This window comes from Chlorobiota bacterium, from assembly GCA_016710285.1.
Taxonomy (GTDB): domain Bacteria; phylum Bacteroidota; class Ignavibacteria; order OLB7; family OLB7; genus OLB7.
Window position 1 is genome coordinate 1,122,601 of sequence record JADJXR010000001.1, and the last position, 13,151, is coordinate 1,135,751.

The 13,151-nt window shown below is 58.4% G+C and carries 9 protein-coding genes; 2 read left to right on the forward strand and 7 right to left on the reverse strand.

All coding sequences use genetic code 11. The features are described from left to right. Window positions 1–285: 285 nt before the first annotated feature. On the forward strand, window positions 286–2,439 hold the full coding sequence (locus IPM61_03980) for an elongation factor G (protein MBK8910467.1): 2,154 nt from the start codon (window positions 286–288) through the stop codon (window positions 2,437–2,439). 115 nt (window positions 2,440–2,554) lie between these two features. On the opposite strand, the gene IPM61_03985 is transcribed toward IPM61_03980, so the two are convergent. The 6 genes from IPM61_03985 to IPM61_04010 all read right to left on the reverse strand — a co-directional run bounded on the left by IPM61_03985 (window position 2,555) and on the right by IPM61_04010 (window position 10,126). Beyond that, on the reverse strand, window positions 2,555–3,454 hold the full coding sequence (locus tag IPM61_03985; GenBank protein ID MBK8910468.1) for a septal ring lytic transglycosylase RlpA family protein: 900 nt from the start codon (window positions 3,452–3,454) through the stop codon (window positions 2,555–2,557). 116 nt (window positions 3,455–3,570) lie between these two features. Beyond that, complete coding sequence (locus IPM61_03990; GenBank protein ID MBK8910469.1) at window positions 3,571–4,704, reverse strand: hypothetical protein; 1,134 nt, start codon at window positions 4,702–4,704, stop codon at window positions 3,571–3,573. Between the two features lie 167 nt (window positions 4,705–4,871). Then, complete coding sequence (locus IPM61_03995) at window positions 4,872–5,693, reverse strand: hypothetical protein (GenBank protein ID MBK8910470.1); 822 nt, start codon at window positions 5,691–5,693, stop codon at window positions 4,872–4,874. A 212-nt stretch (window positions 5,694–5,905) separates the two neighbouring features. Then, window positions 5,906–6,253, reverse strand: coding sequence for a nitrite reductase (NAD(P)H) small subunit (locus IPM61_04000; GenBank protein MBK8910471.1), 348 nt, complete (start codon window positions 6,251–6,253; stop codon window positions 5,906–5,908). Window positions 6,254–6,345: 92 nt separating this feature from the next. Continuing rightward, window positions 6,346–9,192, reverse strand: coding sequence for a hypothetical protein (locus IPM61_04005; protein ID MBK8910472.1), 2,847 nt, complete (start codon window positions 9,190–9,192; stop codon window positions 6,346–6,348). 52 nt (window positions 9,193–9,244) lie between these two features. Next, a complete protein-coding gene (locus tag IPM61_04010) occupies window positions 9,245–10,126 on the reverse strand; it encodes an MBL fold metallo-hydrolase (GenBank protein MBK8910473.1) in 882 nt (293 codons plus the stop codon). Window positions 10,127–10,366: 240 nt separating this feature from the next. Here IPM61_04010 and IPM61_04015 point away from each other — a divergent pair, with 240 nt between their 5' ends. Then, window positions 10,367–10,807 carry a ferritin-like domain-containing protein gene (locus tag IPM61_04015; protein MBK8910474.1) on the forward strand — a complete coding sequence of 147 codons (441 nt, stop codon included), beginning with the start codon at window positions 10,367–10,369 and terminating at the stop codon, window positions 10,805–10,807. Between the two features lie 126 nt (window positions 10,808–10,933). On the opposite strand, the gene IPM61_04020 is transcribed toward IPM61_04015, so the two are convergent. Then, window positions 10,934–13,003 (reverse strand): TonB-dependent receptor, encoded by a 2,070-nt coding sequence (locus tag IPM61_04020; protein MBK8910475.1) that lies wholly within the window; start codon window positions 13,001–13,003, stop codon window positions 10,934–10,936. Window positions 13,004–13,151 lie beyond the last annotated feature (148 nt).

The following is a 13,151-nucleotide window of genomic DNA, read 5'->3' on the forward strand; positions in this document are numbered from 1 at the left end:
AAAGCGCATCTTTTTTCCCCGATGAAGAAGCTATCGAAGAATCGAAGCCACGGGCAGCAATTTCCAAGGCCCACCGCACCGCAGCCATTTCCGCCAACAATTCTTCAACTTCCCCACTTTCTTCGGCCTTCCCCTATTGATAACCATTGATCTGCGCCGTATAATCACGCACCAATCGTTTTGAGGCGTTTCCTTCGCCCCGATGCCCCCAGGATTAACGCCCCTCTGACGTACTGAACTTGCGCATGTGGCACTTCAACATTTACCAAACTATGGAGGTATCAGGTGGCAGCAGAAACCAGATCGGAGAACGTCCGCACCATTGTGCTTGCGGGGCATGGTGGTGCCGGAAAAACAACCCTTGCCGAAGCGATGTTGTACGCGGCAAAGGAAACCAACCGCATGGGGCAAATCCCCGACGGATCAACCGTTAGCGATTACCACCCGGACGAAATCGAACGGGGCGTTTCGCTGATGCTGTCGGTCCTTCATGCCAACTGGCGTGGGCATAAAATCAACATCCTTGACGCGCCCGGCTTCCCCGATTTTATCGGCGATTTGAAATCCGCCGTTCGCGTGGCCGACACATTGGTGATGGCCGTGGATGCCAGCACCGGCGTGGGATTCGGTGCCGATTCCGCCTGGGAGTTTGCCGGCGAAACCAAAGCACCGGTTCTGTTCGCGCTCACGAAAATCAACACCGAGCAAGCACACTTCGAGGAAACGCTGGACTACCTGCGCGAGCATTTCAGCCGCGACATCGTCCCGCTGGAATATCCGGTGTATGAGAACAAACAGATCAGCGCGGTGGTGAATATCCTGGAGATGAAGGCAATGAAGTTTGCCGACGACGGAAGCGGCCTCCATACCGACACTGCCGACATCCCCCCCAGCGTTCAAGCGCGCTGCGCCGAAATCCGCGAGGGGTTGATTGAAACGCTTGCCGAGTCGGACGAATCGCTGCTGGACAACTTCTTCAACAACGGCACGCTGACCGATGAAGAGATTGCCAAAGGATTGCGGGCCGCGCTGCTTCAACGGAAAATCTTCCCCCTGTTTGCCGTCAGCAGCACCCAGAATATCGGCGTAACTCCACTGATGGATTTCATCGTGGATTACTGCCCAAGCCCCATGGACCTTCCGGCACCGCCGGCCGCCGTGCCGAACAACCCCAATGCCATCAATCTTCCAAAAAGCTCCGAAGGGGAGCCGATCATTTTCATCTTCAAAACGATTAGCGAGCCGCACGTTGGCGAGCTTTCGTTCTTCCGGGTCTTCCACGGGAAAGTCACCCCGGGCCTTGATCTGGTGAACGTTGACAGCGGAACCACCGAACGCCTGAACCAGGTCTATATCGTCAACGGCAAAAACCGCAAGGACGTTCCCGCGCTTAACTATGGCGACATCGGCGCGGTGGTAAAGCTGAAGAACACCCACACGAACAACACCCTTGCGCCAAAAGGGAAGACCGTAAAAATCCCCACCATCTGGTATCCCGCGCCGATTACCGACGCGGCCTTAATCAGCAAGGGGAAAGGGGATGAAGCCAAAGTGGCCGAAGCCTTGCACGTGATGCACGAGGAGGACCCAACCTTCAGCGTCCACATGGACCCGGAATCGCACCAGACGGTGATTAGTGGATTGGGCGAACTGCACCTGGACGTTGTGGTGAAACGCCTTACCAGCAAGTACGGCTTGCAGGTGGAAATGAAGCCGCCCCGCATCCCCTACCGCGAAACGATTCGGGGGGCAGTGGCAACCAGTTACCGCCACCGGAAGCAAACCGGGGGCGCGGGGCAGTTCGGCGAAGTCCATTTCTACATTGAGCCGTACGACGAGAACCGTCCGGTCCCTTCGCAATATCAGGTTCGGGACCAGGAGCTTGAGGCATTGCAGTGGGGTGGGCATTTCCATTTCATCAACTCGATTGTTGGCGGCTCCATTGAGGCACGTTTTATCCCGGCGGTGAAGAAAGGGATTCTGGAGATTCTTCGCGGCGGAGCCTACGCCGGATACCCGATGTCGAACGTTCGGGTGGTGCTGTTCGATGGCAAGATGCACGCCGTGGACTCGAACGAAAACGCATTCAAAACCGCCGCACGGATGTGCCTGAAGCAAGGGATCAAAGAGTGCCGCCCGCAACTGATGGAACCAATCTGGAACGTGGAGATTTCCGCGCCGGCAGATTACATGGGGGACATCATGGGCGATTTAAGCAGCCACCGCGGGCGGATTATGGGAATGGATTCCAAAGGCTCGGCACAGATTATTAAAGCCCAGATTCCGCTGGCCGAACTGTACGGCTACGCGGCGCGGCTCCGCTCGCTAACGCAAGGCCGCGGAAGCTACACCCGCGCCTTCAGCCACTACGAGGAGGTGCCGAAGGATGTGGAAGCGAAGATTGTGGCCGCCGCCGATTTGCAGGACGAGGAGGAATAGCAATCCAACCAACCGTTGGGCAATCATTGCGGGGCAAGTGTGAAGCCCCCAACAACAACAAAGCGGGCGAAGCATTCTGTGCTTCGCCCGCTTCTGTTGTTCGCTGGAGTATTGCTTACGAGTTCGATGCCGAATCGGCTTTCTTCTCGGCCAGTTGGTGGTTTGCAGGAATTCCTTCGGTGAACCGAACGATCTCTGCATCGGTGTGCTGGCCAACAAGCTCGGTTAGCAAGTTCTGGGCAAGCGCGTCGCTGCTGAACAGCCCCACCGAAACGCCATACTGGCGGCTGTTGCCGTGGCGCGATTCCACCAAAAAGACGTTGTCGTAGCCTTGTTCACGCAAGCGTTGTTGCAGCGCGGCGGCTTCGTCGAAATCCAACCGCTGGGCAACGTTTACGGTGCGGCCATGCAAGCGGACGCTGCGGCCTTCGGCATCAAAAGCGCGAATGGAGGCAGCTTCTTTGGTGGGATAAATTTCCAATTTCACCGATCCGGTTCCGCTCCCCTTAATGCCAATCCGCCCTGCGGCTCCTTCGGATAAATCAAGGACGCGCCCGCCACAATAGGGGCCGCGGTCGTTGATGCGAACCAAAACGGAATGCCCGTTTTTTTCATTCACCACCCGCACAAGCGTTCCAAACGGGAGCGTTTTGTGGGCGGCGGTCATTTCATGTTTGTTAAACCGCTCGCCATTGGCGGTGCGGCGGCCATGGAAGCCTGGGCCATACCAGCTTACGCGCCCCGCGATTGTCTGCGGCGCAGCAATCGCCATTGCATAGCTGGTGTCGGCTTCCAATTCCTCGGAAGCCTTCGCGGTGTACAGCGAGTCAATGTTCACCTCGGCAGCAGCGGCGGCACTGATGGCAGCGATGTTCGCGCCCGGTTCAGTGGCACTTGCTGGCCATGTTAGCGCTGCAACAACGCTTGCCCCACTCAGTGTGGCTGTTAGCAGCAACGCCACAATGCCGGACCGGCTCCGCTTCGTGCTGCTATCGGTAGCTTCAACTGAAGTCAATGTTCCCTCCTCGTTAGTTCAACGTATCTCTGCTTCGCATCATTCCGCCGCCATGTGGGGGGCTGGTGTGTGATTTGAAGCGGGGCAAAGATAGGTTGTGCCCAACAGCGGGGGGCTTAATTCTTTTTAATGATTTTGTCGTACAGCCGGTAGCGCTTGTACAGCTCGCCGTTCATCATCTGCGCAGCGCGGTTCATCATCACGTTATCTTCCACCACCCACGACGCTTCCCCTTCGCGATATCCCTTCCCATCCACCATCCGTGTGCCGACTTCGTAGTAAAGGACGGCATCAATGCCAAGCCGCTGAAATCGCGGAATTACGCCCAAAATGAAGATTCTTCCACGGTTGATCCGCTTGCGGAACCGGAGCATTGCAAGGATCGCACCAAGCAATCCCCCACTTTTGTTTTGGATAAGAACTTGGTTGATGTCGGGCAGCCCCAGCGCGAACCCAACGGGCTGACCGTTCGCTTCGGCAATCAGCACAAAGTCAGGCTCGGCCAGTTGTTTCAAGTCTTTGGCGATGAAGTCAAACTCCGCATCGGTCATCTTCACAAACCCCCAGTTCGCTTGCCACGCCATGTTGTAGATATCCTTAATTATCCCCACATCGCGCTGAAACGCCGATTTATCGCCAAAATCAACGTTTCTGATCGTCAAGCCCTCCCGCTGGCGAACCGCCGCCTGCACCCGCTGAATCTTTTCGGTAAGGAATGAACGGGTCAAACGGTAGGCAAACATGTCCTTCGATTTGGCTAGGCCAAACGTTTCGATTACAGTGCTGTAATATTTGGGGTTGTAGGTCATCAAGATTTGCGGGGGGTCGTCGAAGCCTTCCACCAGCAATCCGGCCTCGTCGTTCAGCGAAGGGTTCACCGGTCCGCGCATCACCTCCATCCCCCGTTCGGCAAGCCACTGCTGGGCCGCATCAAGCAATCGGTTGGCCACCTCTTGGTCGTTGATGGACTCGAAAAAACCGAAGAACCCAACCTTGTCGCCGTAGGTGGCGTTGTGGTTTCCGTTGATAATGGCAGCCACGCGGCCAACAACCTGGCCGTCGAGCTCGGCAAGGAACATCTCAAGTTGGGAATGCTGCCAGAACGGATTCTTCTGGCGGTTGAGCAATCGCTTGCGGTCGAACTTCACCGGCGGAACCCAGTTGGGGTCCCCCTTGTAGATATCCCAAACCATTCCGATGAAGCGATTTAACTGGCGAGCAGTGCGGACGGGAGTAATGGAGATTGGCATGGACAAAAGTAGAGAGAAGAACCACACCGCGGAAACGTCGCAGGAAGAATTCCCCCAACAATAAAACGCCAGCCGGCACTCTCCCCCCTCTCTCTCTCGGGTAATGGAGTGCCGGCTGGCGTTGCTTGATGCGGGCCTTTCGGTTGTAAGGCTATTTCGTTGTGAGGTTATTCGATTCCGGGCGCGGCAACCGTTGGTGCGGTGCGGTGGACCGCAACGGCGGTGTCCGGGTCTGCGGGCGGTGCAACAATGATCGCTGGGGATAGATCCACCGAGGTGTTGATGCTGTTCAAAGGCCTCTGCACGGCCACGGGCTGCGCTGCCGGCAGCAAGGTTCGCTTCTGCCGGACCGGCGCGGAAACTGCAACCTGCGGTTGCGGTTCCGTCAGCACGCGGCTCGAACGACGGGCGATGCGGCTGCGTGGCTCGACGGCTGGGGCTTGGATTGCCACCACTTCTTCGTAGGTCAGCCCTGAGTTTTTAATCCACTCTTTCAGCTCGGGGGCATCAATCTGGCGAATGGTGGCAAAGTGGTAGCGGCTGTTGATCTGCTCGGCAACCTTCCGCCCCAGCGATTGCTCCACCAGATACCCCACCGCGCAGATGTTCCCATCCTGGTCAATAAACACCGGCTCCCACGCGCCGGGGTGTTCGTAGTTGATGGGGTACTCACCCCGCTGCCAGTAATCGCGCAAGCGGTCCAGATTGCGGGCGCGTTCGGCTTGCAGCTCCGGGGTCATCCAGCTTGCATCGTGGCGGCGCAAGGCCGACTCCACGGCTTGCAACCGGCGGGTGTGGTTGCTTTGTTGCAACGCAAGCTCATCTTTGATTTCGGGGAGGAACTGATTGAATTGGACATCGGTGGCGATGACCGTCCAGGGACGATTCCCCGCAGCTTCGGGCTGGGGAATCAACGTGCTGCTGTTGAAGAACGATGCCAGCGAAACAACGCCAGCAGCAAGAGCCGATAGAATTGGAATGTTGCTCATGGTCTCTGTCTCCTTTTTTGAACGATGTGGTCAACCTTTCTGGTATGCTCCGTTGCCGCCTGCGCAGGTTCTGCGGCACGAACTGTTTGCACGACGCAGCGATTGTTTGGGCGTAACATCGGGCCGAATCACGGAGGGCTTGCGGGCAAAAAAAAGCCGAGGCAAAGCCACGGCTTGGGTCCAGAGAGAGAGAGGAAAAAAAAGTAGAACGATCACCACAACATCCATCGCGGTTTTTCCGGCGGGGGTTGCTCCACAAGCACGTCGTCGCCATCCACCACAACGTTGTAGGTTTTCAGCCGCGCCCCGCCGATAACTGGATTCCCCGTACGGAGGTCGTAGGTCCAGCCGTGCAACGGGCAAGCCACGGTGCAATCTTCAATGAAACCATCGGCAATGGTGGACGCGTGTTGGTGGGGGCAGACGTTGCTGACGGCATAGACCACGCCATCAATGCGGAACAGGGCGATCTCGGTGTCGTCGTCCAGCCACACACGGGTTCCGCGCCGGCTGGACAACTCACGAACGGAGCAAACGCGAAGGAACTGAGGTTCAGGCATGATGGAAAGATAGGCCGCCGCGCCCAGCTAACGGCCCAATACGGTTGCAACGAAAAACTACGGAGGCCCCAGCCACCGGCTGCGCCCCTGCTTTACCGTAAATCCAATTTCCTTGCAGCCGGGCGTTCCTGCGGGGCCGCGCTTGTTCCAAACGGACGGATGAGATAGCGGTGGAAGGAGAACGCCCCAACGCCGCGGCTGTTCACTATCCATGGGCCTTCGTACACCGCCGGGGCAACGGCGTAGTTCTGGCTGGGGATGTAGCTTAATCGTGCCATCGGGTAGCGTCCATCCAACTCCAAAAACACCGTGTCGCCAACGGCGCGGGCCGAACGCACGGCCCGCACGCTATCGTTCAAGAAGAAGGCATCGGCGAAGGTGCGGATTGTTCCGCCAATGGTAACGTCTGGAGTAAGGATCAATCCATGCTTGGCGTTGCTGAACACAATCGCCACCTGGTTCTGCTCCGCCGTGGTGAAGAAGGCATCGCGGATGTTCGGCGAGCCAATATCCACCGTGTCGGTCTGGCCCAAGAAATCGCGGCCAAGAAGGCGGAACAGCTGCACCCCAATCGTATCATACCCCGCCGCCACGTAATGGCAACCATCGTGCCCCGGAACGCCCATTGGCGAATAGCCGACAACATCAGGAAAGCTGTCGGGAAGGGTGCGCTGAAGCTCGCGCAACTCACTGTGGGGACCCGCCGCGCAGCCCGGGCGAATCTGCACCACGTAGAGCTTCTTCAGGTTTGGATAATCCTCCAACCAATCCTGGCGCAGGGCGCGGAAATTCGCCGCGTAGTTGGTGATGATGTTCGACTCCCCCTGGTACCAGAACATCGCGCGGACATTACGCGCCAGCCCTGACTTCTGCACACGGTAGAGCATGCTGCCGTAGATGCTGCTAAGCGTCAGCGGCGCGGCATCGTTGCGCTGGTGTTGCTCGATTGTCGTTCCCCCAACCCCGCCGTTGATGATGCAAACCGGAACCCCCGTTTGCTGGGTGTACAATCGTGCCATCCGCATTCCCCACGCGCCAACATTTGGGCCGCCGCCGTTTCCGACCCCGCTGGCAATCCCCCACAATGTGTCGCGTTGGCTGCGCGAGAAATTCAGCCCGAAGGTGCGGCAAAACTGATTCGGTCCCGCACCTTGCCCGGCATGGCCAAAAATTGAGTTGGATTGGCCGCCAATCAGCAACGCATCGCCGCAAACGATGCTGTCGCGAAGGGCAATCACGCTGTCGGCCCCGCCTTGCTTCCGCAGGCTGACGGTGAAACGATACTCAGAAAGGGAGGCATGAATCCGGCTGGAAAGCGCGAAGGGTGCGATTCCGTTGGCGTAACTCAGCGGCAGCGATTGCCGCCGCCACGGGACCTCATCTTTCGCCAAATCCACCACCAACGAATCCCACCCAGCAACGCGCACCGCCCCGGCAATCGCCACCGTTGCCGAGTCATCATCCCCGCGCGGGAAGAGTTGCAACAGGGCAGGGATTGAGGTGAACGTGGAGTCGGGCAAGGGGGGCGGCGGCGGCACGGGAATGCCATACTTGCGGAACAGATAGGTCTCCGTCTGGGCACGCTCGGCGGCGCCGAGTTCCCTGCGGTACAGGATCACTTCGGCCAGATCGCCAAGCAACACGTTCCCACGCTGATACGCGCCAAGATAGATGATGGAGTCCAAGTTTTGGGGGATGGTTGCGCTGTCGGCAAAATGGCTGTTGATGAAGATTGCCCCCCGGCGGCGCGCCTCCAAGTAGGACATGGTGACAATGGCAAACTCCCCTTGCTGCACCGGAAGCGAAGCAATTGCCTGCGCGTTGAAATCGCCATGAAGCATTTTTGCATACTCCGTTCCGCCAAACCAGTGCGCGTGGCGAATGCCCGACACCACATTATTCGTCCAGCCAATGTTGTTGATCCGAACCACGAAGGTCAAGGTGTAATCGCTGCGGGTTGGGAACACCGGCGTTGCTTCCATAAAGCTCCCCGCCCCCGCAAACCGCACCGCCGGAAGGTTCGCAATGGCATTGGGAATCAGCGTGGTTTGCAACGCGGTGGAATCTTGCCATGCGGCGTATCCATTTCCGCTGCGGTCGTTCCAGCGGCTCACCTTGCCGTTCGGCTGGGAGACCACCCCGCTATCGGCTTTTAGCCAAAGCAGCGGGCCGGCGGCTGGAGGGCCGTACGGCTGCGGAGTGGTAATGCCATACCGCGCAATCCATGCCAGCTGCAATGCCGAGAACTCCGCCGGGGATAAGCTGCGGTTGAACAGCATCACCTCGGCAATATCACCCGTCAGGAAGTTCGCTTGGGCGTACGCTCCCAGATAGATCACGGGGTCAACATTGGCCGGAATCTGGGCCGCCACCGCGGTGATGCCGTTGATTGCAATCGTTGCCGTGCGGGTTGATTCCTGGTAGTTGATTGCCACGGCGTTCATGCCGCTGGTGATTGCGATCGGCGAGGTTGCTTGCTGGCCGAAGTTCCCGCTATGCAGAACCTTCAGATACGGCACCCCGGCGAAATAGAGTGCGCGGCTGTTCCCCGACAGCACGTTGTTCGCGGTGGCGTAGCCGTTGATCCGCACAACGAATCCCACCGCGTAATCTCCCCCCACCGGAAAGACCGGCTTCAAGGCCATGAACTGCGTTCCGCCGAACCGCACGGCGGGCAAACCATTCGCGGCGTTCCGAAGCAGCTCAGGGCGTTTGCTGGCTTCGGATTGCTGGGCATCGTTGCCGTTGCCGCTGATGTCGCGCCACAGCCCGACCGTTCCATCGGTCATCACCACCCCGGTGTCGGCGCGAAGATGGAGCAGCGCGCCAGTGGGTATCTGCGCGCGGAGCCTTGCGGCCCCAAAAGCCAGAAAAAGCATGGCGCAGAACATGGCCGAGAACATCGGATGGAGTATCGAACGGCGTATCGAACGGAGCATTGCGCACCCTGTGGTTTTGGTTGTGACGTAATCGTGATGAACGGACGGCTGGCTAATTCTGCGGCTCCTGCAACTGCACCTCCGCCTCCACCTCGAACCCTTTCTTCCCGGGAGCAATCCGCACCGCATCGGTGAAGGCATCATGCTCGAAGCAGAGCAGCCAGCGGCGCTCGTACGCTTCGGGGATGAACGTCTGTTTTTCCTGGAGTGAGGTCAGCGGGAAGTTATCGTAGCCCATGACGTAGGGGAAAGGAAGATGGGCGCGGGTGGGGATAAGATCGGCGCAATACACAAGCCCCGCAGGTTGCCCCGCGGTGGCGGAGTCATTCCGCACAATCACCATCTGCATCCCCTGGGTGTGGCCGTGCATGGTGCGCAGCTCAATCGCGGGGAACAGTTCTCCATCGCCATCAAGCTCTTCCAGCAAGCCGCGCTCCGCCACCGGCTCCCAGTTTTCCGGCATGAAGCTGGCGCGGTCCTTATCGGTGGGATTTCTTCCCCAAGCAAGCTGGTCCCGCTGGACGTAATGCCGTGCATTCGGGAATGTTGGGACCACCTGGCCCGCAGCGTCCAACTGTGTGGACCCGCCGGCGTGGTCGAAATGGAGATGGGTGTAAATAAAGTCGGTGACATCTTCTGGGCGAAGGCCATGCTTTGCCAGCCCGTTGTGCAGGGTGTAGCGGCTGTTGTCAAGGGCGTAAATGGCTTGTTGTTTCTGGGGCATCTTGTGGCCGCATCCGGCATCCACCAGAATCGTCCGCCCCTCCCCTTGGATCAGTAAAGCCCGCGCAGCCATTGCAATCCGGTTCTGCTCATCAACGTGGGGATATCCCTTTGCCCACAGGTTTTTTGGAACAACGCCAAACATTGCGCCGCCGTCCAGGGCAAAGCGGCAGGTTTCAATCAGGTGAACGTTGTATTGGCCAAGTTGCATGGTAGAGTTGGTAAAGTTCGATCGGCTTGGAAGAAGTACAAGGGCGTTGGATTCTGTTCCGCACGCCTTTCCGGTGCGCACAAAGTAATGCGGCAATCGTTGCGGGGCAAAACGCGCCACCAAGCGCACCCCTGCCAAAAAGAATTATCGCCACGGCGATTGCGCAGCCGCTGTTGTTTGTATCTTCGCTTCAGCTCGGTCGGCGGAACCGGCAATCAACTTCACTAACCAGCACCAGCAATGACCAACGAGCAAATTTGCGAACGCCTGAACAGCATCTTGGCCTTGGAACTTTCCGGCACGATGATGTACCTCCACTACTCCTATTTCATCTACGGCCATTCGATGATCCCAATCGTGGGGTGGCTGCGCGAACAAGCAAACGAGGGGGTTGCCCACGCAACGTTGGTTGGCGACAAGATCACCTCGTTGGGCGGAACCCCACGGACCTTCCCCGCAACCGACAAATTCCCCTGGAGCTTCGACTCGCTGAATGACATGCTGCGGGCCGCGCTTCATCTTGAGAAAGAAGCCTGGGGAGCCTACGCCGCGCTGCTTCGCGACATCGAAGCACTGCCGGAACACCTGGGGCTGCGGCTTTTCTTGGAGATGCAAATTCAGGAAGAGACCGGGCATATCGAGCAGGTGGAGAAGATGCTGAAGCCAGACATCGTCCATTAGACCCGGGGCCTTGGGCCGGAGCCGTTCGGGCTTTATCAATCAGCAGCCTATCAATGAACAGCGAAGGCATCGGAAGGAATATCCCTCCGATGCCTTCGCTCTTTTTTTTCGGCACTCTACAACCAACTAAAACGAAGCACGCAGGCCCGCCTGAAACTCGCGCCCGGGTGCGGGCAATCCAAGTTGCGGAAGCACCGCCGTGTTGGCAATGTTGTTCATGCGAACAAACAGGGTGGAGACCCCTTCGATCCCTGGGATCACCATCTGGTACGCCAGCCGAGCATTCAGCACTGCCGAAGAACCAAGCGAGACGAACCGGTTTTCATCATTGAGCGTGAAAGCCTCGCCGGTCAGTTGCAGCTCCACCGCGGGGATAAGCCCGAAGGGGAAGTTGTACGACACCGCCACCGTCCCAACGTACTCCGGTTTCTCGGACAAGTAGGATGTGGAGTCGGCCCCATCGCTTCCCTTGACGGTGGCGCGGGTGTGCATGTAGGTGAAATGCCCATCCAGATGGAGCGGCTGCAGGATGTTCAGCGTCCCCACCAGTTCCGCGCCGTAGGTGTTGCTTCCTGGCAAGTTGATCCGCTGCCGTTTGCGCCCCCCCAACGTGTCAATGTTCCGCTGGTCAATGGTGTTGCTGACGTTGCTGCCGAATGCGGTGATGGCCCACGTTCCGGCATCGCCCGCCCCCTCAAGGCCAGCGTCGAACAACACGGCATCCTCCGGCTTCAGATCGGGGTTCACCAGGAACCGGCGCAAGGCCTCGCCGAACAACTCGCGCATGGTTGGGAACCGGGTGCGGCGGCCCGCCGATGCACGCGCCGTGACTTCGTTGCTGAGCTTCCATGAAACGCCCACCGTTCCGCTCCAATCGCTGAACGGGTCGCGTGCTGGCTTGTCGCCCGTGAGCGGTGTGCTCAGCCTGTCGTAGCCAACGCCAACCGTGCCTTGCAGTTCGGGCGTGATCCGAATCTGGGCCTCCAATCCGCCACTAACGTTCTGCTGCTTGTACTCCGCGGTTGGTGCCGGGATTACTGTGCCGGTGGAATCAACATCGTTGTCCCGCTGGTCGTGTTTGGATTGCAGCGCGTTGATTGCCGCCGTGATTCTTGCATCGCCATCGCCGATGGTGTATCCAACCACCACGCGGCTTCCCAGGGTCAGGTCCTCATCTTCCTGGCTTTTATTGCGTGTGGTGTAGGTTGCGTCGTCGTACTGGTCAATGGTTTGGGCAAATGATGTTGTCCAGATTGCCCCGCGCAAATCCCACTGGTTATCCCCCCCGAATTGGGCATCGCCGTTCAGCACCACCGACAAGTTGCGCCAATCTGGATATCGCCAAAAACGCGCATCGGAAACGTGGCCTTCTGGGGCAACCCCTTTGCTTCCGTCAATCAGCGAGCCGGACAATCCGATTGAGGCGTTCTCCGCCAATTTCAACTCCCCACGCAGGTACGCATTCACGATGCGCGAATCGGTGTTCGTTCTGCCATCGGCGTTTGCTTGGTTGTACAGGAATGGAGTCTCGCCATCCACCTGGAACACCGAGCTATCAGGGAAGGAAAGGGCATCGCGGCGCATGATGTTGGCCGAAGCAATGTAATTCACCTTCCCAAGGTTCCCCGTGTGCATCGCGTTCACCGAGTAGTAGCCATGATCCCCCCCGGCAAGGGAGACATCAGTAAGGAACCCGGGGGCCGAAAGTTCTTGCGAAACGAACTCAACCGCGCCTCCCAAGATGTTCGATCCATACAGCACCGAGGCCACCCCTTTCGACATCGTCACGCCGCCGATGCTGTTCATTGGGATCAGGCTCATGTCCAGCCGGTTATCCCACGGGATGTTGATTAACGCGCCATCCAGAAAAATTGCGGTTTGGCGTTCCCCTGCGTTCCGCATGTAGAGGATTGCTTCGCCGCGAGAGTTGGTTTGGATTCGCGTGGCCGGCATGATCGGGGCCAAACGGTCCGCCGTGGGCGCGTCGCTGGCAATGATTTTTGCGGCGGCAATCCGCTGAACCGTCGTGCTTCCAACCGTGGCATCATGTTCACCACGGACGATGACTTCGCCCAGGCGGTACGTTTTCAAGGTGTCCAGCCGCACCCTTGCTGTGTCGGGCATGGCCGGCTGCTGCGCTTGCGCAACGCCAGCAGCACACAGCGCCAGCAATGCAATCGGGATGGTTCGCTTCATGGTTGCTTGTTGATTGATAGAATGCAGATGCCCCAATGGCCAGCAACGGAAAAAACCAGCAGCCACGCACACCTGCGGAAGGCTTCAAATATACGCCCCCGGCCCTCTTAAAAAAGAGGAGGCCGGGGGCATATTTTCTGAGCAACGA

Excerpts from the sequence above, each read along its gene's own strand:
- IPM61_03990 (MBK8910469.1), bottom strand. The coding sequence starts at position 4,704 with ATGCCAATCTCCATTACTCCCGTCCGCACTGCTCGCCAGTTAAATCGC.
- IPM61_03995 (MBK8910470.1), bottom strand. The coding sequence starts at position 5,693 with ATGAGCAACATTCCAATTCTATCGGCTCTTGCTGCTGGCGTTGTTTCG.
- IPM61_04000 (MBK8910471.1), bottom strand. The coding sequence starts at position 6,253 with ATGCCTGAACCTCAGTTCCTTCGCGTTTGCTCCGTTCGTGAGTTGTCC.
- IPM61_04005 (MBK8910472.1), bottom strand. The coding sequence starts at position 9,192 with ATGCTCCGTTCGATACGCCGTTCGATACTCCATCCGATGTTCTCGGCC.
- IPM61_04010 (MBK8910473.1), bottom strand. The coding sequence starts at position 10,126 with ATGCAACTTGGCCAATACAACGTTCACCTGATTGAAACCTGCCGCTTT.
- IPM61_04015 (MBK8910474.1), top strand. The coding sequence starts at position 10,367 with ATGACCAACGAGCAAATTTGCGAACGCCTGAACAGCATCTTGGCCTTG.
- IPM61_04020 (MBK8910475.1), bottom strand. The coding sequence starts at position 13,003 with ATGAAGCGAACCATCCCGATTGCATTGCTGGCGCTGTGTGCTGCTGGC.